At 50.6% G+C, this 26,691-nt stretch carries 19 protein-coding genes; 9 read left to right on the plus strand and 10 right to left on the minus strand.

The genetic code is table 11. The features are described from left to right. Positions 1–6: 6 nt before the first annotated feature. Both BN4314_RS06400 and BN4314_RS06405 read left to right on the plus strand, forming a co-directional pair. Positions 7–774, plus strand: coding sequence for a prepilin peptidase (locus tag BN4314_RS06400; protein WP_068540343.1), 768 nt, complete (start codon positions 7–9; stop codon positions 772–774). A gap of 182 nt (positions 775–956) precedes the next feature. Then, positions 957–2,294 (plus strand): coiled-coil domain-containing protein, encoded by a 1,338-nt coding sequence (locus BN4314_RS06405; RefSeq protein WP_148424875.1) that lies wholly within the window; start codon positions 957–959, stop codon positions 2,292–2,294. Positions 2,295–2,501: 207 nt separating this feature from the next. Here the strand turns inward: BN4314_RS06405 and BN4314_RS06410 are convergent, their stop codons facing one another. Beyond that, positions 2,502–3,980: a C69 family dipeptidase gene (locus tag BN4314_RS06410; RefSeq protein WP_021735501.1), complete on the minus strand. Its 1,479-nt coding sequence runs from the start codon at positions 3,978–3,980 to the stop codon at positions 2,502–2,504. A gap of 202 nt (positions 3,981–4,182) precedes the next feature. Between BN4314_RS06410 and BN4314_RS06415 the strand changes: the two genes are divergently transcribed. From BN4314_RS06415 to BN4314_RS06425, 3 genes are all read left to right on the plus strand, one after another. Next, on the plus strand, positions 4,183–4,386 hold the full coding sequence (locus BN4314_RS06415) for a cold-shock protein (protein WP_021625714.1): 204 nt from the start codon (positions 4,183–4,185) through the stop codon (positions 4,384–4,386). A gap of 333 nt (positions 4,387–4,719) precedes the next feature. Next, positions 4,720–5,868 (plus strand): coiled-coil domain-containing protein, encoded by a 1,149-nt coding sequence (locus tag BN4314_RS06420; protein WP_068540345.1) that lies wholly within the window; start codon positions 4,720–4,722, stop codon positions 5,866–5,868. Between the two features lie 140 nt (positions 5,869–6,008). Next, positions 6,009–7,424, plus strand: a complete 1,416-nt coding sequence (locus tag BN4314_RS06425; protein ID WP_068540347.1) for a Sapep family Mn(2+)-dependent dipeptidase — start codon at positions 6,009–6,011, stop codon at positions 7,422–7,424. Between the two features lie 469 nt (positions 7,425–7,893). Here the strand turns inward: BN4314_RS06425 and BN4314_RS06430 are convergent, their stop codons facing one another. Next, complete coding sequence (locus BN4314_RS06430) at positions 7,894–8,562, minus strand: HAD family hydrolase (RefSeq protein WP_068540349.1); 669 nt, start codon at positions 8,560–8,562, stop codon at positions 7,894–7,896. 292 nt (positions 8,563–8,854) lie between these two features. Here BN4314_RS06430 and BN4314_RS06435 point away from each other — a divergent pair, with 292 nt between their 5' ends. Then, a complete protein-coding gene (locus BN4314_RS06435) occupies positions 8,855–10,270 on the plus strand; it encodes a Sapep family Mn(2+)-dependent dipeptidase (protein WP_068540351.1) in 1,416 nt (471 codons plus the stop codon). Positions 10,271–10,493: 223 nt separating this feature from the next. Here BN4314_RS06435 and BN4314_RS06440 read toward each other — a convergent pair whose 3' ends face one another. The 5 genes from BN4314_RS06440 to BN4314_RS06460 all read right to left on the minus strand — a co-directional run bounded on the left by BN4314_RS06440 (position 10,494) and on the right by BN4314_RS06460 (position 16,139). Next, the gene (locus BN4314_RS06440; protein WP_068540354.1) at positions 10,494–11,483 is read right to left on the minus strand and encodes an ABC transporter ATP-binding protein; all 990 of its coding nucleotides are present in this window, start codon (positions 11,481–11,483) and stop codon (positions 10,494–10,496) included. Beyond that, a complete protein-coding gene (locus BN4314_RS06445) occupies positions 11,483–12,478 on the minus strand; it encodes an ABC transporter ATP-binding protein (protein WP_021735468.1) in 996 nt (331 codons plus the stop codon). Before BN4314_RS06445 ends, BN4314_RS06440 begins: the two co-directional genes overlap by 1 nt. Positions 12,479–12,488: 10 nt before the next feature. After that, the gene (locus BN4314_RS06450) at positions 12,489–13,388 is read right to left on the minus strand and encodes an ABC transporter permease (RefSeq protein ID WP_068540357.1); all 900 of its coding nucleotides are present in this window, start codon (positions 13,386–13,388) and stop codon (positions 12,489–12,491) included. Between the two features lie 9 nt (positions 13,389–13,397). Continuing rightward, on the minus strand, positions 13,398–14,318 hold the full coding sequence (locus tag BN4314_RS06455; protein ID WP_068540359.1) for an ABC transporter permease: 921 nt from the start codon (positions 14,316–14,318) through the stop codon (positions 13,398–13,400). Between the two features lie 120 nt (positions 14,319–14,438). Further along, positions 14,439–16,139, minus strand: a complete 1,701-nt coding sequence (locus BN4314_RS06460) for an ABC transporter substrate-binding protein (RefSeq protein WP_068540361.1) — start codon at positions 16,137–16,139, stop codon at positions 14,439–14,441. A gap of 255 nt (positions 16,140–16,394) precedes the next feature. Between BN4314_RS06460 and BN4314_RS06465 the strand changes: the two genes are divergently transcribed. After that, complete coding sequence (locus BN4314_RS06465) at positions 16,395–17,756, plus strand: alpha-L-fucosidase (RefSeq protein ID WP_232309729.1); 1,362 nt, start codon at positions 16,395–16,397, stop codon at positions 17,754–17,756. A 3-nt stretch (positions 17,757–17,759) separates the two neighbouring features. Further along, complete coding sequence (locus BN4314_RS06470) at positions 17,760–20,402, plus strand: transglutaminase-like domain-containing protein (RefSeq protein ID WP_068540375.1); 2,643 nt, start codon at positions 17,760–17,762, stop codon at positions 20,400–20,402. A gap of 91 nt (positions 20,403–20,493) precedes the next feature. Here the strand turns inward: BN4314_RS06470 and BN4314_RS06475 are convergent, their stop codons facing one another. From BN4314_RS06475 to BN4314_RS06485, 3 genes are all read right to left on the minus strand, one after another. Next, positions 20,494–21,438: an ROK family protein gene (locus tag BN4314_RS06475; protein WP_068540377.1), complete on the minus strand. Its 945-nt coding sequence runs from the start codon at positions 21,436–21,438 to the stop codon at positions 20,494–20,496. A gap of 178 nt (positions 21,439–21,616) precedes the next feature. Then, positions 21,617–24,199 (minus strand): tetratricopeptide repeat protein, encoded by a 2,583-nt coding sequence (locus BN4314_RS06480; RefSeq protein WP_068540379.1) that lies wholly within the window; start codon positions 24,197–24,199, stop codon positions 21,617–21,619. Positions 24,200–24,511: 312 nt separating this feature from the next. After that, positions 24,512–25,747 (minus strand): DUF1015 domain-containing protein, encoded by a 1,236-nt coding sequence (locus BN4314_RS06485; protein ID WP_068540382.1) that lies wholly within the window; start codon positions 25,745–25,747, stop codon positions 24,512–24,514. A 163-nt stretch (positions 25,748–25,910) separates the two neighbouring features. Between BN4314_RS06485 and BN4314_RS06490 the strand changes: the two genes are divergently transcribed. Further along, positions 25,911–26,633 (plus strand): HAD hydrolase-like protein, encoded by a 723-nt coding sequence (locus tag BN4314_RS06490; RefSeq protein ID WP_187369556.1) that lies wholly within the window; start codon positions 25,911–25,913, stop codon positions 26,631–26,633. Positions 26,634–26,691 lie beyond the last annotated feature (58 nt).

The following is a 26,691-nucleotide window of genomic DNA, read 5'->3' on the forward strand; positions in this document are numbered from 1 at the left end:
AGCTCTATGACTGAGCCGCAAGCTTGGGTGCAGATGGTCGTGCTTGCACTGGTGCTGGGCTTTGTCATGGTGCGTCCGCTCCTTTTTTGTGCACGCAGTTTATTGACAAGCGCGTATCAAAGCAATGCAGTGAAGGCAGCAGTAAAGATAGACGCTTTGGGTGGCACTACGCTTGCTATGGTGACATTGCAAGCGGTGTGTAGTGTGCTGTATCTGCTGCTTTTGTGGCGCTATGGCTTTACGGCTGAAGTTCTCGAACTGCTTATCTTTGTGAGCGCCTTGCTGGTACTGACGCTGACAGATCTTGCGGCGTGCTACATTTCCAATGAGTGTTTACTTGTCGCAACGGGTGCTCGGCTCTTATATCTGTTGAGTGAGGGATTGGCAGGTAGGGTAAGTTTTGCTGTGCTCGCCACGGCTTGTCTTGATGCAGTTATAGTTGCCGCTCCGCTGCTTGTCCTTGTGTTGCTGATGGATCTGCTGTTGAGGCGCCCGAGTATGGGTGGAGGAGACCTCAAGCTTTTTGCGTTGGCAGGATTTTATTTTGGTTGGCAACGCTGTATTCCGCTTATTTTGATTGCATGTATTTTGGGTATTGGCTTCTCATTTGTGTGGGGAATGCGAAAAAGCAAGCGCGGTGCTGTCTCCTTATGCTCCATAAGCCCAAAGCCTACAGCTGACTTTCCCTTTGGCCCTGCCATCGCAGCATCGTGCTTTGTGATTGCCCTGCTAGGAGACGAATTTTTGATTTGGCTCATGAGCTTTTTTAGCTAGGTTTATCGCTTGTACGGAATTGTCTTCAGCGAAGAACTCATTTTGCAATGAATCAAAAGCTGTTCGAATGGGCACACTGCTGCCATTAACCGTTTTTTGGGCGCACGTTACCCATCGACTGCTGTAGTGCTACTATGAGTGGATACATATGCCAAGCAAATACAGCACAAACGGAGGTAGGCTTGGAAACGCGTAAGAACAAGCGCAATGGCGCTTATCCTTTTAACCCAGACCGCATGAATACCCCTGCAGATGATGCTGCTGATATGCCGGGCGAGTCTACGTTTACTCGTCGTGCTGCCCTGCGTATGCTGTTAGGCGCTGGCATTGGTACGGCTCTGCTTCCCACGACAGCCCTTGCTGTGGACAAGACCAAGGTCAACGAAGCCCAGGATGCTCTGGACGACGCTCAGGCGAAATACGACCAAGTGAATTCTCAGCTTGATATGCTTGGTAATGAGTTTGAGGAGTTGGCACAGCAGCAGTCTGCGACACTCAGCCAGATTGAAGAGACCTCGCGTCAAATCGATGACACCAAGACAAAGGTGGGCGATACTCAAAAACGTATTGACGAGACGCAAAAAGACATTGCTAAGCGCCAAGCTGAGCTTGACTCCAAAAAAGAGGTGCTTGCGGCTCGCGTTGCGGGGGCGTACAAGTCTGGTGGACGCGACTTTTTGTCAGTACTCATGAGTTCTGCTTCCTTTGAGGATCTTATTTCCAACGTTTACTATCTCGACAAAATCAGTGAATCTGATGCGGCGATGATTGAGGACGTCAAGAAGGCAAAAGAGACGCTGGACCGCAAAAAGGCTGGACTTGAGGAAGATAAGACCAAGCTGCAAGAGCAGCAAAAGTCTTTAGAACAGCAGAAATCCGACCTTGATACACTCAGCCAGACCCAAAAGCAACAGCTTGAGGATATGCGTGCCAAGCAAAACGAGGTGCAAAAAACTCTTGATGGCTTGTCTGGTGAAGTTGCGAGCTTGATGAAGAAGCGCGATGCCGAGATTATGGACTACAATGCGGCGCGTCAGGCTGAGAAGGAAGCAGCAAGAAAAGCGGCTGCGGACAGCAATCCTGGTAGCAGTAATGCGGGATCACATATTTCTAAGGGCGGCGGTCAGTCTTCAGCCTCTACGGGTTCGCAGGCAGCTATCGTGAATGCTTGTCATAGTGTTGGTTCGCCTGGTGCAGGTTACTGTGCTATGTGGATATCGCTGGTGTTCCAGCGCGCGGGCTATGGCTATATTGGTGGCGATGCATGTGATATGTATAACGCCTATTGCACCAGCTCTAGCAAATCCAACCTTAAAGTTGGCATGATTGTAGCGGTATCGTCGCACCCCCATACGCGTGCTGGTCGTATTTATGGTCACATTGGCATCTATATCGGTGGCGGTATGATGATGGACAACATTGGCTATATTCGTACCGAAAGCGTTGATGAGTGGATTTCTTATTATGGTCAGACGGTGACGCCGCGCTGGGGCTGGGCTGGCAACATAGTTTTGAGCTAAGGCTGCCCTTATATCCACAGATGGTTCATCCTTCGGTGTTTACTGCCATAAATGCGCAGGTCATTTTTTTGGAAGTCCGAAGGACGAACCATCTGTAGAAACAGCTGTAAAAGTAAGCACATAGAAGCAAGCAAAGCAAACATATGCAAGCACACGCCAGTGCACATAACCGTAGCTCAGCATGCTCCTATGTCACAAATAGGTGTACTAGCCGTCGTTGCGCGAGAAGCTGTTGGTCATGCGTAGGCTGACAGTATCCAACACGCATGCGAGCAACTTGTTAGTTTCCTCGCGAACGACATCGGCAATGGCTTCGTTAGTCTGCTCGCGGATCTGCTCGTTAGCTTCGTCTTCAACCTCGTAAATGAGCGCAAGAGCACGAGCGGGTACTGCTTGCTGATAGCGCTCGATAAGCGGAGCGCAGTCGTAGAAGTGTGCATCGGCCATAGCGGCAATCAAACGATTTGCCCAGTAAAAAGACTCAGTACTGACCCTGGAGCTGGTGTTGGAGAAGTACTCAGGTGTTCTGCTGACTCCCACAAACTGAGGAACGATAGCGTTAAAGACATTAGAGCCAAATGCGAGCCAATGGATCGCACGAGTAGCCTCAGGACCGTCAGCGCGAAGTTGCAAAATAGATAGCTCACTGGTGCGGTTGATGCCAATGGGGCGATACATACGGCGCTGTGCTGGATCGCCTCCACGTCCGTATGGGTCATATGGTGTGCCCTGATAGTGGCGGGAAAGCAAATCTTTAACGTCAGCGACGGTGAGTTTGCGTTCGGGATGTACTGCCCAAGGAATATCATCGCTTTCAGGGGTAAACTCGGCATCAGGTCCTACCCATAGTGCTCCGTGAGGTGTAAGGGTGCGCTGTAAGTCCCAAGCGCGTGGCGTATTATATACGTGGTCAGCATCGGAGTGTGATCCAAAAGCGTAACGGGGGTTGAATTGGCCATCCAGTGAAAGATCTAGGTGATTGGTTGATATAAACTCACGTAAATCCTCACTACATAAGAAGTTTATGCCCTCTCCAAAGGCGTCTTTCATATCAAAAAAGTCGATTCCCAATTGATTGGGCATGGTAACGACGCAATCATCAGGAACACGGACAGCAATCCAGTGGTGACCACCGATAGTTTCGAGCCACCAAATCTCGTGAGCGTCTGAAAATGCAATGCCGTTCATTTCGTACGTGCCATATTCGCTCAGCAGAGCACCAAGGCGGATTACACCTTCTCGAGCACTGTGGATATAAGGCAGCACGCAGGTAACAAAATCTTCTTCACCAAGACCGCCTGCAAGCTCGGGAATATAACCACTCTCACCCTCAGTGCCGACAGCGGCAATGAGCTCCACGAGTGGGTCAGCTGCAAGTACAAGTTCGTTGGTGGTGATGGTTTCTGTTGCGTTCATTGCAACATTAGCATCGTTAATACCAGCAGCAGCCCAAGTACCGCCACCCTCAATAGCTTCGGGGGTCGAGCTGTAACGCAGGGGATTATCGGGTAGCTCTACTTCCACATGGCTGATGACCGAGCGGTAATGACGAGGTTGGTCTTCGGGGTTAACGATGACAAATTTTTTGGGATTCCACTCACCGTTGCAAGAATCCTCATTGCGTCCGACGAGCGTCGAACCGTCGTAGCTCACTGCTTTTCCTACAAGCAAAGTCGTGCAAGACATGCTGCCTCCTTTTGTCCAAAGCTGCAAACGTTATAGTGTGCATTTAGCAGTCTATATACGCCGTCAGCGGATTGTTGGCATAAAACACCTTGTTTTGAGGTACTATAACCCTTGTGTCGCGCGGGACATCCGCTCGATATGGTATCGCGCGAAAAGCGCAGCGTTTATTGCGTCATAAAGGCGCACGAAGGAAAGGCACGTCATGGCACAGGGTACTGTTAAGTGGTTCAACCCCGACAAGGGCTACGGCTTCATCTCTCGCGAGGATGGCGACGACCTGTTCGTCCACTACAGCGAGATCAAGATGGACGGTTTCAAAACTCTTGATGAGGGTCAGGCTGTCGAGTTTGATATCACTACTGGTCAGAATGGTAAGCTTCAGGCTTCCAACGTCACCAAGGCATAGTTTCCCGCTGCGCTTAGCAGCTGAAGCAAAAGCTTGAGAGGGGTCCGAAAGGGTCCCTCTTTTTTTGTAGGTTCAAAATCCCAAAAGTCGACTTATGCCAAATTCCTGCAGTTATGAGTTGACATTTGGTGAATGGGCTTCTCTCGGGTAGAATCTTGAAAGTTATTCGGTTGCCATAGCTTGCTTATAGGCTGTTGTAGCCCACAAAAATGAAGAGTTTTTTATTTGCAGGATACGTCGTCGTTTTGGTCTTGGGCGGCAAAGCACTATTTAAGAGACAAGACGTACCTCCGCTTATGCGGCCAAAAGGTGCGCAGAAGAAGGGACTCTAGCGTGCAGCAATGGCAGGCAGCAACTAGTCGACAAGCGCTCAAGATTCTCGCACTTGCACTTGCAGGCACTTTGTTGGCATTCTCAACGCCGATTGTTCTTCCCCATGTCGCATACGCCGCTGGTAAAGATGACATTGCTTCTATTGCCAAGCGTGTTGAGAAGGCAAACGACGATTATGATGCCGCGGTCAAGAAAGTCGAAGATGTCAAGAAGCGTATGAGTGAGGTCCAAGATCGTATTGATACGATTAATGCTCAACTCCCTGAGCAGCGCGAAAAGTCTGCAAGCTCTATGCGCACGCTCTATAAGTTCCAACAGTCTCGCGGAGGCCTGATTGATTTAGTCCTTTCTTCAGAGGATTTTTCGAGCCTTTTATCGACTCTTCAGTATCTCAACATTATTTCGGATAAAAATACCGATGAAATTACTTCTTTGATAGAACTGCAAGACGAGCTTGAAGTAGCTCAGACCACTCTCACGGCGGAAAAAGTTGAGGCTGAGGAAGCCCGTCAAAAGGCAGAGGATGCGTTGAATGCAGCCGAGGAGGCTCGTGCTGAGGCAGAAGCTCGTGCGGTAGAGCAGGCAAAGGAAGAGGCGGCTGCCCGCGCGGCAGCTCTTGCTGAGGCAGAAAAGGCAGAAGCCGAGCATAAGACTTTTAAGACCGTTAATGGTAACGAAGTTAAGGTGAGTTCCAACGCCAAACAAGACGGGTCAACTCCTGCAAAAGTTGATCACAACACGTCTGCTGTAGAAACTAACGGTGGCAATAAGAAAAGCAATGGTTCTTCTTCATCTGACTCTGTTGACTCCTGGGCTGCACGCATTGATGCCTACCTTGCAGGTTCGCCGCTTGCTGGTCAGGGGAGGACTTTCGCCGAAGCTGCTCTTCGCTATGGTGTTGATCCGCGCTGGTCTCCAGCAATTTCATGCATCGAGTCCAGCAAAGGCGCTGCTTGTTTTAAGCCACATAATGCGTGGGGCTGGGGCAGCTGCAGCTGGGGTAGTTGGGAAGAGGCTATCAATGCGCACGTTGCTGGCCTCGCGAGTGGCTATGGCTATACCATCTCGCTAAGCGCGGCAAAGAAGTATTGCCCGCCCAACTATTCTTTCTGGTATTCTTGCGTCTCCTCGGAGATGGCTAGCATCTAAGCCAAAGAGACAGGTAAGTAAACTTAAACGAGCTTGATGCGCGAGTATCCGCTGCGATAGGTCTTAAGTCTGGATTATCGGCTCCTTTTGTGTCGTTTTACTCCGCGCAAAAATGTGAGTATTGAGGTTGGGAGGCCTAGATGGTTGATGAACAATTCAAGCAGAACGTTGATGCCTTTGTCGATGAGGTCTGGGAAGACGTTGTTGCTGATATTCGCAGGCTCGTGCGTATTCGTTCTGTCGAGGATCGCGCTGCCGCAAAGCCTGGTATGCCTTGGGGTTCTGCCTCCCATGATGCGCTCGTAGTCGGTCTAGGCATTGCCGATCGTTTGGGCCTGGACGCACATGAGTGCGAGGGTTATTTGGGCTACGCAGACCTTGCCGGTGAGTCGGACAAGCAAATCGCGACCATTGCTCATACTGATGTTGTGCCCGAAGGCTTAGGTTGGACCTTTCCTCCCTTTGATGTTTCGCGTAAGGAAGGTTGCCTTGTTGGTCGTGGTGTTTTGGACGATAAAGGCCCCTGTGTGTTATCGCTTTATGCTGCTCACTATTTTGTGCGTGAGGTACAACGTAGCGGCAAGAAGCTTCCGTATACCCTGCGCTGCATCGTAGGTAACAATGAAGAAACCAATATGAAAGACCTTGATTGGTATCTTGAGCGCTACCCCATGCCTGTATTTGCATTTTCGCCCGATGCAGAGTTCCCGCTGATTTGCGGTGAGAAGGGCCTGTATTCAGGAACTTTTTGCTCGGGCAAGATTGCAGGTGATGTCATTGTTGAGCTCGATGGCGGTACCGTTGGCAATGCAATTCCTGGTCGCGCAACTGCTGTGGTCAGGCGTGTAGCAAGTGAGCTGCCTGAAGCCGATAATATCGATATTGAGGCGGCGGGGGATAGCCAGGCACTCATTACTGCTCATGGCAAGGGAGGTCATGCTTCTCGACCTGCAGGTACTATCAATGCGATTGCTTTGCTTGTTGACTATTTGCTAGAGCACAAGCTGTGCTCTGCTAAGGAGCGCGTCTTCCTCGAGATGGAGCGCATACTGCTTGCGACAACCGATGGCTCTTCGGTGGGCATCGCAAGTGAGGATGATAAGTTTGGGCCGCTGACGCTCATTGGTGGCACAGTGCGTACGGAGAACGGCTGCTTTATACAGACGGTTGATTCACGCTTCCCGACTACTACGACGGGTGAACACATCACCGAAACACTCAGCAGCTTTGGAGCCCAATATGGCTGCAACTACGCTGAAGGACGCAATGTTACGCCCTTTTATGTGAGCCCTGAGCTGCCCGAGATTCGCTGTTTGTTGGATACTTATGAAGAGTATAGCGGGCGTGAGGGCAAGGCCTTTACCATTGGCGGTGGTACCTATGCGCGCCACTTTGCTTGTGGAGCTGCCTTTGGTCCCTGGGATCCAGCCGATCCTGTACCCGAGTGGGCAGGCCCCGAGCATGGTCCCAATGAGGCAATTCCTGAGGCCAGCCTTAAGCGTGCGCTTAAAATTTATATTGTGAGCATTGCCCGACTGATGGAACTCGAATTCTAAGACCTTCTTGTAGTTTAGATGCTTCAAGCTTCAGTTCGCATAAGCACAGATGGTTCATCCTTCGAGTTGTTTACTAACAGATGGTTCGTTTGTCGAACTAGAAAAAAATCTGACCTGCGCTTTTATACTCGCCGACTTCGAAACTCGAACCATCTTTTGTTTGAGGCTTCGAAACTTGAACCATCTGTTATGTTTACTTCGAAACTTGAACCATCTGTTATGTTTACTTCGAAACTGGTTGTAGGGTACGTCAGGGCATGCCTTCTGATATAGCAACCATTCAATGGGAGAATCTCTCTCGTGTAGAATTTGGCTTGTTTATACCTAGCTACTCGGCACTTCTTACTGAGGTAGCTTTTGCAAAACACTCCTTCAGCTTAGTCTGGAGGAGTGTTTTCTCAATAGCAGTATGAAAATGGAACTGGTGTGGGGACGTATCATTTACTTAGTTACCTGTGAATAATGTTTCTTATGTCAGACAGATATCCCGCCAGTCGTGTAAAAAAATATCTGCGAGCCGTGTTATGACCTGCTCGTCTTGCATGGGGTCATTACTGGCAACAGCGCAGGTTAACATTCCAACACTATGAGCAGAACGAATACCCTCAGCAAGATCTTCGAACACAATACAGTTGGCTGGGGCAACGCCAAGCCGATGAGCCGCCTCGAGGTAAATATCAGGATGATCCTTGGGATGGGAGACATCCTTCCCATAAACCTGTTGGTCAAAAAGACTGTGCACATCAATATGACGGCATGATTCTAATACCTCAGCATCGTTTACCGTTGCCAATGCACAGGGAATGCCCTGCTTTCTTAAGGCTTCGATATAGGCTTGAGCGCCTGGACGTAAACGAACGCGGTTGTGATAGAGTGCCTTTCCCAATCGGTTCCACTCATCACATATTTCATCGACAGTTTCACGCAGGCCAAAACGCTCGATGGTATAGCGCGCGCCCTCCTGAAACCCCATCATTGAGAGCATTTTTTGGTACTCAAGATCAACCTCAATGCCACGTGAACCCAAAAAAATTTGATCGACCTCATGCCAGATCGAGTGCGTCTCAGCAATTGTTCCATCAAAATCAAAAATTGCAGCTACAAATTCTGCCGGCCATAGCCGTGTATCTACTGCCATTTATCTACCGCCCTGCGTGGGATATGTTGCTATCCTTGGCATTCTAAAGGAGTCTATGGCTTATCCTGCAGCTCAAGAGCAGACAAATACTACTAATTCATGCATGTTTGCTTCTTGTATCTTTTGTGCATGACTTTCTGCAAAAATTGTGTATACCCAAAGACTCTTCCCGCTAACTTTTGCCGTCTACCGAGCCTCAAAGCGATTTGCCGCTTTGGTTCTCTCTGATGATATTAAACGCTAAACTAGCAATGGTTATGCAATCAAATGAGTTTCGACAGAAAGGACTGTCATGGCAGACGAGCAGGTCAAACAGGACGCGCGCGCTTATATTGAGCGCGAGTGGGAAAACATCGTTGCTGATGTTGCTACCCTTGTCAGTATTCGTTCCGTTGAGGATATGGAGCATGCTGCCGAGGGCATGCCGTATGGCCCCAAGCCTTACGAGGCTTTGTGCGCCGCATGCGATATTGCAGAACGCATGGGTTTTGATACTCACAATTGTGACGGCCATATCGCTTATGCAGATATCCCTGGTGCTTCCAAAAAGCAGCTCGCTCTTATTGGTCATACCGACATTGTGCCCGAAGGCACTGGTTGGACTTTCCCGCCCTTTGAAGTTACCCGCAAAGATGGCTACATGATTGGTCGCGGTGTTCTTGATGATAAGGGTCCTCTGGTTATGGGCATGTATGCGGCCAAGTTCTTTAAAGAGCAGGCAGACAAGACTGGTGAGCCCCTGCCTTATACCATCCGTTGCATTATCGGTAACAACGAAGAGACCGATATGCGTGACGTGGAGTGGTATATCGAGAACTTCGAACAACCCGCGTTCCTTTTTACTCCCGACGCAGACTTCCCGGTAATCTGTGGCGAAAAGGGTGGTTATTCTGCCACCATCCGTTCCAACAAGGCAATTGCCGACCAGATTGTAAGCTTTGAGGGTGGCACTGCCGGCAACGCTGTTCCTGGTCAGGCGATTGCAATCGTACGTGCCGATGCCTCCAAACTCACTGCTGCTGACCGTATTGAGGTTGAGGACTTGGGCGACGGTACCGTTCGTATCATAGCTACCGGTATCGGTGCTCATGCCTCCATGCCCGAGGGTTCCGTAAATGCAATTCTCGTTCTTGTTGATTATCTGTTGGACAATGGTATTGGTAGTGAAGCAGAGCGCCGCTTCCTTGAACTTGATCACAAGGTACTTTGCACCACGGATGGCTCTTCTATGGGCTTTGCTTCCCGCGATGAGATGTTTGGTCCTCTGACCTGCATCGGTGGCACCATCTGCATCAAGGATGGTATTTTTGAGCAAACCATCGACTCTCGTTATCCTACCTCTATTAGTTCGGATGAAATTAGCGCTGCTATTGAGAAGGTTCTTGCTGATTACGATGCTAATCTCACGATAGATCTTGATATGCCGACCTTCTATATCAAGCCCGATCATCCCGCAATCCAGACCTGCGTAGACACGTACAACGAGTACACGGGTCGCGATTCTGAGGCTTATGTTATTGGTGGAGGCACCTATGCGCGTCACTTCAATTGTGCCTGCGCCTTTGGTCCCAATGATCCTGCCTTCCCGATGCCTGACTGGATTGGTGCTGAGCACTCTGCCGATGAAGGTTTTTCTGAGGAGCAGTTCAAGAAGGCCTTGGAGATTTACATCGTTGCGATGTCTCGTCTCATGAAGCTTGATTTCTAAGCTCTGCTTGTATATGTGTGGTTTTAGGCATCAGGCTTTTGGCCTGATGCCTTTTTTAGCTAGATATCTCAAAAGCAAAATATGACTCTGTGAAAGCCCAGCGTAAGGTGTATCAGAATAACTATGAGCTGCTGAAATGTGAGTATGAAGGTCACATAAGAAAAGGGGAGATGTTCTTTTGAACTATCTCCCCTTGGATTAGCTGTATGTGCTAAACAACCGCTTAGATCTTTGCATTTGGAAAGTGACACTTCACGAAGTGGCCATGGGAGGGCTCTGTCATCTGCGGGACTTCAGTTTTGCACTTCTCGGTGGCAAATGGACAACGCGTATGGAACGGGCAGCCTGAAGGGATATTCGTGGGGCTTGGCAGATCACCCTCGATAAGCATATGCTTCTTCTCAATCAAAGGATCGGGGATAGGCACAGCGGAAAGCAGGGCCTGCGTGTATGGATGCAGTGGGTTTCCGTAGAGGTCCTCATTGGGAGCGACTTCCATGAGCGAGCCCAGATACATGACACCGATGCGATCGGAAATCATCTCGACGACAGCGAGGTCATGGGAGATGAAGAGGTAGGTCAGGTTGTATTGCTCCTGAACATCGCGGAGAAGATTCAGAACCTGAGCTTGAATGGATACGTCGAGAGCCGAAACGGGCTCGTCGGCCATGATAAGCTTAGGATTTACCGAAAGTGCGCGAGCGATGCCGATACGCTGGCGCTGGCCACCAGAAAACTCGTGAGGATAGCGCTCGCCATGCGAAGCCGAAAGACCAACGACCTCAAGCAGCTCCTGTGCTTTTTTCAAGCGCTCCCCGCGGCTCATTTTGGTATGAACAAGCAGCGGCTCGCTAATAATATCCTGTACCTTCATGCGCGGGTTGAGTGATCCGTACGGGTCCTGAAATACCATCTGCATCTCTGCGCGTAGGGTACGAACCTCTTTCTCGGAGAGCTTCGCCACATCCTTGCCCTCGAAGAGAATTTCTCCTTCGTCGGGCATGATGAGATGGTTGATCAGACGTGCGGTGGTAGATTTTCCGCAGCCAGACTCACCCACGAGCGAGAAGGTCTCACCAGGCATAATGTCAAAGGACACGTCATTTACCGCATGGACAAACTTGTTGGCACGACCAAAAAAGCTCTTGCCCACAGGGAATTTCTTGCTCAGTTGACGAACGGACAGCAATGGTTTGGTTTCAACTGCACTCATTATTTCTGGGCCCCCTCTCGAGCATCGTGATAGAACGGACATGCACAGAGATGGCCTTTAGAAACTGTTTTGAGCTCAGGAAGCTTCTGCTTGCAAGAATCCTGCGCATACTTGCAGCGCGGAGCGAAACGGCAACCCTCGGGCATAACGGACAGATCAGGAACGGAGCCGGGAATGGATGGTAAGCGGCGTAGTCGCTTGCCGAGACGCGGCACCGAGGCAATAAGGCCCTCGGTATAAGGGTGCTGTGGATGGGCAAACAGCTCCTTGATTGGCGCTTCCTCGACAATATTGCCAGCGTACATAACGATGACACGGCTGCAGGTTTCGGCAACAACACCCAAATCGTGCGTGATAAGCAGGATGCCCGTGTTACGGCGGTTACGGATATCCTCCATCAGCGCCAAAATCTGAGCTTGGATGGTTACATCGAGCGCAGTGGTAGGCTCATCGGCAATTAGCAGCTTAGGCTCGCAGGACATGGCCATAGCAATCATGACGCGCTGGCACATGCCACCCGAAAGTTCATGTGGGTAGTTGCGCAATGTCATCTCAGGCTCGGGGATTCCTACAAGTTTGAGAGCGTCAACACAGCGTTTGTGAACGTCGGTCTTACTGATATTGCTGTTGTGCAGTTTGATGACCTCGGAAAGCTGGGTTTCAATGCGCATGATTGGATCAAGAGCACTCATAGGCTCCTGAAAAATCATGGACATATCGTTGCCGCGCATGGACTGCATCTCGTTTTTGCTGAGGTTAAGGATTTCTTTGCCATCAAACTTGATGGAGCCAGAAATCTTGGTCAGACGCTCGTTATGCAGACGCATAACGGAAAGGGAGGTTACAGACTTGCCGCAGCCAGACTCACCGACCAGCCCCACAATCTCACCGGCGTTGACGTTGAAAGATACGCCGTTTACAGCCGTGATCCAATCCTTTTTACCATGCTTGAATTGTGTTCTGAGGTCACTGACCTCTAAAAGAGTTTCAGACATCAGGACTCCCTTAGTTTAGTCGCGGATCAAGCGTATCGCGCAGACCGTCACCAAACAAGTTGAAGGCAAGCACGGTCAAGAAGATTACCAAGCCAGGAAAGAGAACCAGGTTAGGAGCAATAGCGAGATAGTTGCGACCCTGAGAGAGGATTGCACCCCATTCAGCCTGCGTCACAGATGCTCCAAAGCCCAAAAACGACAGGGATGATGCCGAAAGGATGGCACCACCGATGTTCATCGTAAAGTTGACGATAAGAGCCTGCATAGTACCTGGAAAAATGTGCACGAACATGATGCGGGCATAAGAGCAGCCGATGGACTTTGCTACCTCGACGTATAGCTCGCTGCGAACCTCTAGCACTGCACCGCGGATGATACGTGCAAACGATGGTACGGTGAACACAGCAACGCCGATCATGATGTTGGTGATACCGGGACCTATGATGGCAACTATTGCGATGGCGAGCAGAATGCCTGGGAACGCAAACATGACGTCGCAGACACGCATGATGAACGAATCGATAACGCCACCGAAGAAGCCAGCGATGAGACCCAAGACGACGCCTGCAGCGGTGCCGATAACCGAGGCGGTAAGTGCCGTACCTATTGATAGCTGCGTACCAGCAAGGATACGGCTAAAGACATCGCGACCAAACTCGTCGGTGCCCCATATATGCTTGGACGAAGGACCAGCTAGAATCGCGTTGTAGTCATACGCGTTAGGATCATACGGTGTAATGCTAGGTCCGATTACGGCCAAAATCAGGATGAAGATGATGAATAAAAGGCCAATAACGGCCGTTTTGCGGCGCAAGAACTTCTTGATGAACTGCTTGATTGGACTTTGCGCCTTTGGTAGCTCCTCTGCTTTAAGCGTCGCGGAGGCAGTATGTACAGTGGTATCAGACATGGCAATCTCCTATTTGTAGCGCACACGCGGGTTGATGAGGCCGTACAAGATATCCGCAAACAGGTTGATCACCATATACTCAATCGAGAAGAACAAGATAAGTGCTTGTACGACCTCGTAGTCACGAAAACCAATAGAGTCGACAAGCAGACGGCCCAAACCAGGGATTGAGAAGACTGACTCAACTACGACAGAACCAGCAATCAATGCGCCAATCTGGAGAGCTGTGACAGTGACGACGTCAATGGCGGAGTTCCTGAACGCGTGGCGCATGATGACGAGATGCTCAGGGAGGCCCTTAGCGCGTGCAGTACGGATATAATCCTTGTCCAGATTTTCAATCATCGAGGAACGTGTTACGCGTGCCAGGATACACATGATGCCAGCACCCAAAGCGATTGAGGGAAGAATATAGCCTTGCCAAGACTCAAGACCACCCGTAGGTAGAAGCCTCAGGTTCACAGCGAAGATTTGCATGAGCTGCAGACCCAGCCAAAAGTTGGGTAGCGAGATACCAGCGATGGCGATAACCATACCGATGAGATCGAAGGTACGACCGCGATTCACAGCGGCTAGAACACCGATAATGATACCCATGAGCGCCGACCAAGTGATTGAGCAAATAGTCAGGTAAATCGTGATGGATAAACGGGGCACGAGGAGTGCGATAACGGTGGTCTTATTGGCATAGGAGATGCCGAAATTACCTGTGAAAATGCCAACAATCCACTTGAAATACTGTGATACCAAAGGTTGATTCAAACCGAGCTGGTTACGAATCTCGTTCACCTCACCGACGGTTGCGGTAGGACCAGCAATTTGGCGGGCGGGGTCACCAGGGATAAGGTGAATAAACAAGAAGATGATGATGGAGATAACAAATAGCAGAGGAATCATGTTGATGATTCGTTTAACGATGTATTTCCCCATATAGCTTCTTCCCCTTTCAAATCAAGGACAAACAAGTCGTAAAACTGCCGGCCTCCGCAAATGGAAGACCGGCAGAAAAACTATTTGCTTGTCAGCGTATAGAACCGAACACGCGCAGCCTTAGACAGTAAGCTTAGCATGAATTACATCGATACCCTGCGCAACATACTTGATACCAGACAAATATGCCTTGTAGGACATCAGTGTGTTGTCAGAAGCGAGATAGAGCCACGGGCACTCTTTCCAGACGATATCCTGGCACTTGCCGTAGTGCTTGTTCTGCTCTTCCTCAGTGGTGGCCTCGTTGCCAAGCTCCAGCTCATGGTCAAACTCTTCGTTCTTCCAGAAAGCGGTGTTGTAACCAGTCGGGGGAGTCATAGCGGTGGAGAGCAGCGAACGCATGAAGCCGTCGGCGTCAGACTGAGACCAGTTGACATACCACATTTGAATCTCGGTGGTGTCCTCGGGCTCAGCTGCAATCTCGGCATTAGTAGCGGCTTCGTTGGGGAGAACCTCAACCTCGATGCCAGCCTCCTTGAGCTGCTGCATGACAAAGGTCATGCCCTTGGTCTCTTGAGTTGAGTTGTCGCCGATAATCTGGACCTTGAAGCCGTTTTCATAGCCAGCCTCCTTAAGGAGTGCTTTAGCCTTATCAAGATCGTAGGCAAACGGCTCCTGCTCTTTGTAACCAGGCACGAGGGCAGGAAGAACAGAAGTGGCTGGAGTGGCGGCACCAGAATACATAACCTTGACATATTCGTCTTGGTTGAAGGCATAGTTCATGGCCTGACGTACGCGAACGTCAGAGAGCTCCTTGAGGTTGGTATTGAGGGTCACATAACGCATGGTGGTGGAGGGCATGGAAACCATGTTGATGTCACCGGCGCTGCGAATGGTAGCAACTTGGTCGGTCGGCATTGGGTAGATGACTGTAGCTTCACCAGTCTGGAGAGCAGCAATACGAGAGCCAGCTTCGGGAACGACTTTGAAGTCGACACGGTCAATCGCGATCTCGCCCTCGTCCTTCTGTCCGCCCCAGTATTTTTCGTTCTTGAGGAGCGAGCAGTGGTTGCCCTTGGCATACTCTTCGAGAATGAAAGGACCAGAACCAGCGGACTTCTTGGAGTAATCGTAGTTCGGGTCGGTGACGATTTTGGGGTTTACGATATAGAACTGTGTGACAGAGTTCATGAAGGGGGCGTAGGGCTTTGGCAGGTGGAAAGCAACCTTCAATGGGTCGTTATCAACCTTGTAGACATTATCGATGCGGGTCTCTTCGGTATTGTCATCAATAGTGCGGATGAACATGCGGCGACGACGCCAGCCGTTTTCCTTCTTTATGCACTCCTGGTAGTTGGTAACGATGGCATCGGCATCAAGAGGTGTGCCATCTTCGAAGGTAATACCCTCATGAATCTGGAAGGTATAGGTGCAACCATCCTCAGAGACCTCATAGGAGTCAGCAGCTTTCGGAACGAGCTTGTAATTCTCGTCGAATGCATACAGGGAATCATAGATGTAGTACACGACGTTGCCAGAATTACCGTCTGACCAGTTCATGGGGTGCATATTCTGAATTTCGCCCTCGAGCGCAATGATGCACTCGTTCTTGGGAGCCTTGCCATCGGTCTTCTCGGCTTTGACGACGAAACCGTCTTTGTCAGCAACGATTCCCTCAACAGAGCTGGAGCCGGAACCCTTAGATTCTTCAGAACCAGTCTTGCCACAAGCGGCAAGGCCGAGAGCAGCAGCACCAGTTACAACGGCACCGACAAAACCACGACGGGAAACGGCGGGGTTAAGTCTGTTTTCCAAATCCATGAAACTCTCCTTCCGTGACTGCAAGCTATCCAAAACCGCAGACATCCTTATCCTCGGTGAGACCGTTGAAGGCTTTCAACTTCAATGAATCTCGCACCGCAATTTATTGTATTAAATTCGGGTTGTTTCTTTATTTATGATGCTTTAAGATGACCGCTAAAGCAGGTGAACGGTTGTTGGTTTACCAATCGCGTCCAAATAACTACCGTTCACGACTCGTAACCTGTGGTTTGCATACAATCTGACAATCACAGAATGGATATCGCCATGACCTATCAGTTTGATCGCGCTCAATATGACAAGCGCATGAAGTGGTATTTGCATGACCGTTTTGGTCTTTTTCTTCATTTTGGTTTGTATTCCATTCCCGCCCGCGGTGAATGGGTTCGCAGTGATGAAGAGATGCCCGAGGAGTTATATCAGCCCTACTTTGATGAGTTTAACCCCTATGCCTTTGATGCTCGCAGCTGGGCGCGTACCGCACGCAAGGCTGGCATGAAGTACGCTGTGCTTACGGCAAAACACCACGATGGTTTTTGTCTCTTTGACACCCAGACTACCGACTGGAAATCGACTAAGACGCCCTTTGGTCGCGACATTGTCTCTGAGTTTTTAGAGGCCTTTCGCGCCGAAGGTCTCAAGGTCGGTCTGTACTACTCGATTATTGACTGGCATCACCCTGATTTCCCGCAGTATGGCGATCGTCAGGCTCCACTGCGTAACGACCCTGTGGCAGGTAGCAACGAAGGTCGTAACTTCAACCGTTACCTCGACTACATGCATGAGCAGGTGCGCGAGCTCTGCACCAACTATGGCAAGCTTGACCTTATGTGGTTTGACTTCTCCTACGACTCACCCGTTAATGGTATGAAGATGCGTAGCGAGACCTGGCGCGCAACCGAGCTCATGAGTATGGTACGTGAGCTGCAGCCGCAGGTCATTACTAATAATCGTCTCGAGGTTTCAGGTGAAGGCTTTGGCTCACTTGCCACGTGTAATCCTACACCCTACCATGGCGACTTCGTGACACCTGAGCGCATTATCCCACCAAACAGCATTCTGGATGTGGAAGGTAATCCCCTTTCCTGGGAAGCCTGCATCACCATGAATGACAACTGGGGTTACTGTTCCACTGACACTAACTACAAGCCATCTTCGTTGCTTATCCACAAGCTTGTGGAATGTGTCTCCAAAGGGGGTAACCTCATCCTGAATGTTGGGCCTGACGCTACCGGTCGCTTCCCTGAGCAGTCGTGCGCTATTCTGAAGCAGATTGGCACGTGGATGGATCGCAACTCCCAGAGCATCTATGGTGCTGGTGTGTCAGCGGGCGGTCCCATCGAACCCGAGCGTCCCGAGTGGGGTCGCATCACACGCAACAACAACACGTATTACTTCCATCTGTATGAGAACGCCTTGGGTCCTGTACCGCTGATGGGTGTGCCCAAGGATTGCGTCGAATCTATCCGTCTCCTTCGTGACGGTAGTGAGGTCAAGCTCTCCCATAGCTGGACACACAGCGACTACCCGGATATTGCCTTTGCCGACCTGGGTCCCTTGCCCTATCTGCCAGATCCTGTGGATACCGTTTTGGTCGTCAAGATTAAGGAGAGCTAACGCATGCCCATTCTATCTCCCGCCTTCGTCACTTTTGCTCAGACTAAATTCGATGAGCGTGCGAAGCTGCTTAAGCCCCTTGCAAGTACTATTGCTGCAGGTCTTTCCCGTGTCGACAACGCCGATGTAGTAGCGCTGATCAAAAACTACTATGGCACTCTGCCGCTTACCGATGTGTTTGACACCGATTTCTCCGTGTTTGAGTCCATAGCGCGTCAGGCGATCAAACTTCGCATCACCTCGCCTTGGTGTCGCGAGGTGGACGAGGATATCTTTATCCACTTTGTCGCCACCCCACGTGTAAACAACGAACCCCTTGTCGACTCGTGGCCCATCCTACGTGAGGAGTTGACTAAACGCATTGCAGGTATGAGTGCCTATGACGCCGTGCTTGAGATTAACTACTGGTGTTGTGAGACCGCAACCTATCAGACAACCGATGAGCGCACCCTAGGCCCGTTGGGTATGTTGGCATCTGGTAGCGGGCGCTGCGGTGAGGAATCCACATATCTGGTCACTGCACTGCGCGCAAACGGCATTCCTGCGCGTCAGATGTACACCCCGCTGTGGGCTCATTGCGATGACAATCACGCCTGGGTTGAGGCCTACGTTGATGGCAAGTGGTACTACCTGGGTGCCTGCGAGCCCGAAGAGGCACTCAATCGCGGCTGGTTCACTGCTGCCTCTGGTCGTGCTATGTTGGTGCATACCCGCCTGTTTTCCGACTATGGATGCGATTTCGAGCGCGACGGAAGCATCCTTGCACGTGAGGGCAGCCAGGTCATCGTGAATCAGACAGAGGCCTATGCGCCCACCGTTAAATTCACGGTCATGGTCACCGATAAAGCGGGCGAGCCTGTTCGTGATGTGTATGTGCGCCTAACACTTATGAACTTTGCTGAGTGGGGTACCATCGCGCAGCTTGTTACTGACGAGCATGGTCGTGCGCAGATCGTGATTGGCAAAGGAACACTACGCGTTTTCGCTTCAACCGAGACTCAGATGGCGGATGCCTTAGTCAATACCGAAAAGTGCGACTATGTGGAACTTAGCTTACACGATGTAGATATGGCAGCCTCCGCTTCGTGGCGTGACATCGATGCTTTCGCACCTGCTGATCATCCCGCCCCCTCCTGCTCACTTACGCCTGAGCAGGCAGCTCGGGGACGCATCCGCAAGCATGAAGCTGACCAGATGCGCACCGAGCGCGTAGCAGCCTTCGTTGAGAAGGCTCGTCGTCTGGCTGCTGCTGCGACTCATGCTGATGACGATTGTCTCACGTACTATGAGCAGGCTTTTGCCAACGCTCCTGAGGTTGATCGCTTCCTGGCTAGAGACAATGAAGTTGACCGCATCCAGCTGCTCTCGACCCTCACCACGAAGGATTTCCGCGATCTTAACGCTGATGTTTTAGAGGACCATCTAGCGGGTGCTCGCGCAATGCACGATGCAGCAATTGCCTACCTCGAGCGCGAGGGAGCAAAAGATGATGCTGAGAAACTCTACGTAAAGTACGTCCTCGCTCCGCGTATCATGTTCGAGCAGCTCTCGAGCTTCCGATCGTATTTCGTCGAGACTTTTGACGCTGCGACGGTTGAGCAATTCCGTGCAAATCCACGCTGCGTGTGGGACATGATTTGTGAGAACCTCGACTTCACTGCTTCTGAGCACGTAAAGAAGCTTTGTGCCAGCCCGCGTGGTGCTTGGCTTTCTCGTCAGGGAAGTCAGGTTACTTGTCGTGCATTATTTGTGGCTATCTGCCGTGCCTTTGGTATCGCTGCTCGTCAAAACCCGCATGACCGCGCCATTGAATACTATCACCAGGGTGGATTCGTGGCTGTCGAGCGCCCTGTGCATACGGTTGATGTCACGTTCACGTCCGACGTAGAACCAGGTCCTGGTTACTTCCAGGCTTGGAGCGTTGCCCGTCTGGAAACGAACGTCACAGTTGCTGGTACTCGGGCCCTGGGTTTTGAAGCTCTCGACTTTGGGGGTTCCTCGATCCAAGATAAATTGTGCACACTGCCGCTTCCTGCGGGCGATTACCGACTAGTCTGCAGCACTCGTCTGCCAAGCGGTGATGTGCAGGTTGCCGAGCGTAGCTTCCCTGTGAGCGACATGGGTACTAACGATTCCATCGCACTCGTTTTGCGTGAACCTGAGGTAACGCAGATGCTTGAGGATATTGCACTCGAGGCCTTCACCTTGTGCGATGTCGAGGGTAACGCCATCAATGTTGCCCAGATTGCCTCCGAACACGGAGTGAATTCACACCCCATTGCCATCTCGTTTTTGGAACCTGGCATGGAGCCCACTGAACATTTGCTCAACGAGCTGCATGAACAAGCAGAGCGCGTCGCTAAGGCTGATTTGCCACTCGTTTTTGTAATTAGCAATCCTGCTCAACTTGAGGATCCCACGCTTGCTCGTACGCTCCCCACACTCACCGGTGTGACTATTGCGTATGACGATTTTACTGAGCTCCCCGAGAAAATTGCACGCCGTATGTTTGTAAATCCCGAGAAACTGCCGCTTACCGTGCTCGCTTGTAAACAGTCCGATGGAAGTCTACGTGGCATCTATGCCACTGCTGGCTACAACGTGGGCACCATCGATTTGCTTATGAAGCTTATCGCCCTCGTCTAGTCCAAAGCAACGTTCTTGCATATATTCGGTTTAGTAAAGGGAGCATATTGTTGATATGCTCCCTTCTTTAGATTGGTATGTCGAGATAAATTTACGCGTTGGTCACGGCATAGTATGCAGCACCGAGCATGCCAGCATCATTACCTAGAGAAGCGACGGTGATAGGCGTGTTTGCACAGCAGGACAGCGTCATCTTCTTGAAAACCTTGGTTACATGGTCGAGATAATGCTCTGCACCAGCGGAAACTCCACCGCCTAGTACAAAAACCTCGGGATCGAAAGAGCAAGCGGCATTGGCAAGTCCAAAGCCTAGGGTTTCTGCCATCGTGTCGATAGCAGCACGAGCAGCCTCATCACCTGTGACGAGAGCCTCGAACACGCTTCGGGAATCGGAGGGGCCAGAGAGCTCGACGGGTTTACAGCCGCGCTTCTCGCACTCCATGCGATAGCTGTTGACAATACCCGTGGCGGAAGCATACTGTTCCAGACAGCCACAGCGACCGCAGCCACACTGACGCGTTTCGGCGGGGTTGACAATCACGTGGCCCAACTCTCCCGCAGCACCATTAGCGCCTGCAAGAACCTTTCCGTCATACACAATGCCTGCCCCGATGCCAGTGCCGATCGTAACGAACACGAGGCTGTTGTAGCCTGCGCCAGCGCCCTTCCATAACTCACCCATAGCAGCTGCGTTGGCATCATTGAGAAAGCCTACGTATGCGTTTGGAAAAGCGGTCTGCAGCGCATGGTATAAGCCCAACAGGTTAAGGTTCAGATTGGCAATGACAGCAATATTGCCGTCAGCGGGAATGGGGCAAGGAACGGCAAGGCCAATGCCCTTGAATAGGGAAGCGTCAATGTTAGCGCTCTTGAGTACCGACTTGACGCCGTCCGTGACAGCCGTATACCCTGCTTCATCTATGAGTGGAGGGGTAGGAACGTTCGCTCTGGCAAAGATGTTTCCATCCTTGTCTACAATGCCGATCTTGACCGAAGTGGCACCCACATCGATGCCCGCATAGAATTCATCTGCCATATTCTTCCTCTTTCTCGAAGGAAAATATCGTTTCTAATTTCACTACACTGGATGATAACGTGACATACTCCAAGTGTGTTTCAAATATCGCGGAGTGGTTGTAGGCACGCATGTGTTCGGCAAGACGTATGCTCATTTTTGTAAGATAAACGTTGTTTACAAACTTAAGGGGAAGACCTTACAGGGAGTCGGGGAAACTTTCGAGAGAGTTCATCATGCCGACGATAATGTCGTCAGGCGTGAATGCTGCCAGTGTGGACAAGAAATTCCGTGCAACAGGAAAAACTTCCGCATCAAGTGATGCCTGAGCGCATTCCATAAAGACCCCAGACATTTCATCGGTGGGCGACTCAGGAATATGGTGAGTCTCGAGGATGTGGTGCAGCTCGGTGGGTGAGAGTGGTTCGCGCGCATCTTTGATGCCTGTCTGCATTGAGAGCGCTGTGAGTTCCATTGCAATGGTCGGCATGGCAGCTGGAACAAATTGTGTTGCCATCTGATAGCATGCCCGTGCAGCCAAAATGTTACCCTGCTTCCATTGGAAGAAAGCCATGCGGTAGTAAGCAGTACCAACAGCTTGAGGATCGTGTGCTTCTTTAAGCAACTGCGTGAGAAGTTCAACGGCTGCTTTATCGTTGCCTGATGCTTCTAAACACCGTATCAACTGTAATTTTGCATGTGCATCCAGAGGAGCAATACGTACCAATTCTCGAGCATGTTCTGTTGCTCGTCCCACATGACCTTCCGCAAGCTCAGCCATAACTGCGAGCACATGAGCATTGTAGTAGGTATCAGGTATGAGCATGAGGCTGCGACCGTTGGCTTTGTGGATGCGATTGTAGAGCGCACGGTCTACAAAACTCGAGAAAAAACGCCACTCTACCTGCGGAGACTCAGCATATGTACCGGCTGCATCCAGCGGTTCTAGCGCAGCCCTGAGTACTTCCAGTGCACCTGAGGCGTTATGAGCTTGTAGCGCCCTGCGCGCGAGCTCGCAGGCACGAGACAGCACATCTCCCGTCATAAACTCTTCGACAACAGACTGAGGTTCTCCATCAATCGATCCGCGTACGAGGGCATTTGCTGTACGTTCTGCAGCACTACGAACGCTAGGATCAGGATCGTCTCCTGCCAGCTCAAGGATGGTGTGGACGTTATGCTGAGTTGCATTCTTGCGTACAGGTGCTACCAATCGTCGCAAGATGTCATCAGCGATTGCTTCGCGTTTCTCGGATTCTTGGATAGCAAGCCCGCTTACGTGGTCGGTGCCCAGTGCATGTGCTAGGTGTTTTGGTAGCTTGCGTGTTGACATCGAAACGCTTTCGTAACGCCGCCGCGGGCAGAAGCGCTCTTCTGCAAGAGAAAAACTCTGCGTAACAGGACGCAAAAAGCCATCCTCAAGGCGCATGACAGGACAGAAGGGTCGCATAATTTTTTCGAGGTCATCGGTATGATCAAGCTCCGTTTTGGCAAAGCGCCAACGGTCAAAATCTACCGAGAGATAGCAATCATGACGCGAGGAAGTATCCAGAATGCCTGCTATCCAAACATGCTTAATCTTGGAGGATGCACGGAACGCACTTGCCGCCAAAAGCAGGGCAAGACGAATAGCATAAGCAGAAGCCATTTGGCGACGCATCTGTTTGGTAGTTTGCACACGCTTGCTTTTATCATTGAGCATCGGCACTGCCCATGAATTGGGGAAGACATCTGAAGGTATAAGTTGTATTTCGATAGCGACATTACCATCGGCGACATTGGTGCGCCATGATGCGGTCAAGCGATAGGGTAGCTGGAAGCTCTCGATAGCTGTTGAGATGTAGTTGCGTACTGCCCACTCACCATCAGGTTCTACACCATCGGGCAGCTCAATAGGAGTATCAATAGCTGCTGCCTGTGCCACAATCGAAGAAGTAATGCGCTGTTGAAGCACAGCGACATCTTCTTCGCTTGCATCTTGTGGGTCTTCAAAATAACTGTACGCAAAGCGCAGCGCATTAAGTGCAGCTTCGATGCGCAGAATTGTGAGAATTGCTGAGTAGGGGAGCTGTCCCTGCTCAATTCTGAGATACAGCATACCGGATGCATGCGGGCGTACAATGCGTATATGAGGTAGTTCAATCTTCTCGTCAAAAAGTCCCGATTCATACAAGCGATGTGCCAAGAAAAGCTCTACACCACAAGGTAGGAGGGGTTCTTCATCCTTGGCATATTCAAGCTGAGATACCATATCGTTGGGTTCTGCTTCGCTAAGATCTGCTTCTTCAAGGGCGAGGGCACCGTAGAAGTTTTCGCGTTCGCGCACCTCTGCAGCAAAGAGTTTGAGCTCACCTAAAGGGTCAGGGCTTTCAAGCAGTTTTTTGGTGAACTCTGTAAAGTCAAGCTGTGAGCGAAGATAGGCGGGTTCACCATCATCTTCAGCGACTACAGGTGCTTCTGTGGAGCTCAGTGTCTGATTGGCATCGGTAGTATTAGGGTTCAGAGGGGGATGGGATACATCCTTTCTTTTGGATGTATCGTCAGTTGCAAGCTCTGTAGCCTCAACAGCGCCAGTAGTTTTGGCATCATCAACAGCACAAGACTTGCTTGCGAGTGCCGCTTTGTGTTTTGCCTGCAGAAGAACATAGGCGCTGACAGCACCACCAACAACACCTAGCAATACAGCAATTGCCAGCTCATTGTTTGGCACCAATCTTGCTATGCCCAGTGCAGCTGTTATCCCCAGTACCCATAAAATCGCTTTTTTCAAGTGCGATTTCATCGTAGGTGCTGAGGTCTCCCTATTTTTTTGTGTATCAGTACGGCCCAAAAGTCGCATTCATCTCACTTTCACAAGTTGCTCTATATAGTTTTATACCCCAGCAGGCACACATTAAAACCTCTCGTGTGGCAATACAGCTGCCTTGAAGAGCCCTTTTGTAGTTGTTTTCTTAAATACTTTTTTGAAGCAAAACTTAAAAAAAAGACGGCAAACCTTGCAAGTTCGACCTCGCTCTGCTTTTTCGCTATGCCTCCACTGCTGCAGACATATATTAAAAGGGACACATACTTTCTGACATCCGCAAAATCGAGACTAGATATGACGAATAAAAAGTCCTGAGAGAAGTTTTGGTTCAAACCACGTTGACTTTGGCGGCATCAACAAACCAGCATCGGATACAGACATGAGTTCATCGAGCGAAGTTGCGTGCAACGTGATGGCAACACCGCTATTTCCTGCTGCTTCCCCGCTGCGCTTAGCTGCGTCTTTACCTCCAATAAAAGAAATGCGTGAGTCAACGGTAGGGTCATCGATGCCAAAAATGGGACTCAAGATAAGATTTTGCACAAGAGAGGTATCAAGCCTTGCGACAGGGTTATCTTTTGCAGGCCTCTCAGTAAGTCTTAACTCATACCATTTGCCTTCGAGCTTCAAGCCAAATATGCCTTTTTGGGCAGGGTCTACTACACCCTCTACTTTCGTAATGCTAAAGCCCTGCTTGCTCAATTCCGCAAGTATTTCAGCGGACGTTTTACTCCCTTTATCCGTGATAACGCGGTTATACGGCAAAATATGCAGCTGACTTGCGGGAAAAAGTACTGCTAAAAAAGTGTCTGCCTCGCTGGAGGTATGCTGAGCTGTTTCCTGCAACTCTGCGCGTTTTTCTTGGCATACGGCAACTGCCGACGCAGCTCGATGATGCCCATCGGCAATGTAGGCACAAGGTATCTGGTCTAGCATGAGCTGTAGTGATCCCACAGCTACATCGCGTGCCACGCGCCAAATGCTGTGCTGGCAACCTGTTTCGTCTGTAAAATCGTAGAGCGGCTCCGCGCTGCTCATCAGTGCAATCAAGGCATCAAGTGCACTGTTGTCGCGATAGGCAAGGAAAATCGGCCCTGTCTGTGCACTCGTTGCGCGTATGTGGTTGATGCGGTCTTGTTGTTTGTCTTTGCGCGTTAATTCGTGGCGATGGATGATGCCATCTTCGTAATCAGACACCGCCGCTGCGCACACCAGACCCGTTTGGGTATGTCCATCGACTGCCATGCGCCAGATATAGTAACAAGCCGACTCATCACGCAATAAGGTGCCATCAGCTACACGCTCATTTAGCAGCTGCCGCGCCTTTTCGTAAACCTTAGGAGCATACATGTCCTGCTCTGCTGAAAAAGAGGTTTCAGGCCGATCGATAGATAAAAATGACTGAGGATGTGCTGCTACATACTCAGCTGCGCTTGTACGGTCAAACACATCATAGGGTAGCGCGGCAAAATCGGCCGCTCTCTCAGGTGTGGGGCGAAAACAGAAAATTGGTTGAGTGTGCATAACCGCTCCTTTTGCTTTTGTGTAGCGCGAATCCATGGTAGCCCAAGCGGGTAGAATAAGGCTGTGCGTCTCAAGGAGTGCGCACGTGATTTTACACACTGAGGCGAGTAGCGCACAGACTTTGTTCGCATCATGCGTTGCTTGCATGGCTTGGAGGCACTGTATGAATCTTCGTCATCTGTCCAAACCAACTGATCCAGCTGCATGTTCGGTGCAGGTTATGCGTGATCTTGCGCAGCGCCCCTGCATCCTTTTTGATTATGATGGCACGCTGGGTAATACCACTCAGTCAATTGTGGCTACAGCGCGCGCGGTGTTAAGTGATTTTGGCATGAGTGAAGAAGAGATGGGAGACTTGCGTCGTCTGATTGGGCCACCTTTTCCTCAAGCATATTCCGAGGTATATGGCTTATCCGAGAAAGATGCGGCCACCGTCACGGCACATTATCGTAAATTGTATGATGTCTGCGGTCCCGAAGCATGGCCTCCTTTTGACGGTATCCCCGAGTTGTTGGCGCAGCTTCAGGCCAATGGCCGTCATTTAGCTGTTGCTTCATCCAAACGACAGGGCCTGCTTGAGCGTTGCGTTAGCGATGGCAAGATAGCTGATTATTTCGAAGCTATTGAAGGCAAGAAAAATGATACGAACAAGCAGACTAAAGCTGACACCATCCAAGCCGCCATCGACAAACTAGGTTTTACGGCCGAGCAGACAGTAATGGTAGGCGACAGACATTATGATGTGGAAGCCGCCAAGCAAGTTGGCCTGCCCTGCATCGGCGTCTACTTTGGCGACACAGCGCCTGCCGGCGAGCTTGAAGAAGCAGGTGCTATCGCAGTGGTGCATAGTGTGGATCAGCTTGGTCGCATCCTTTGTGGCATATAGTTGCTGAACTGAGGGGTAAAACCACCGTTTGCGGTGTTCTCATGGAGTCGAGCGAAAA

Source organism: Olegusella massiliensis (genome assembly GCF_900078545.1).
In the GTDB taxonomy this organism is placed as follows: domain Bacteria; phylum Actinomycetota; class Coriobacteriia; order Coriobacteriales; family Atopobiaceae; genus Olegusella; species Olegusella massiliensis.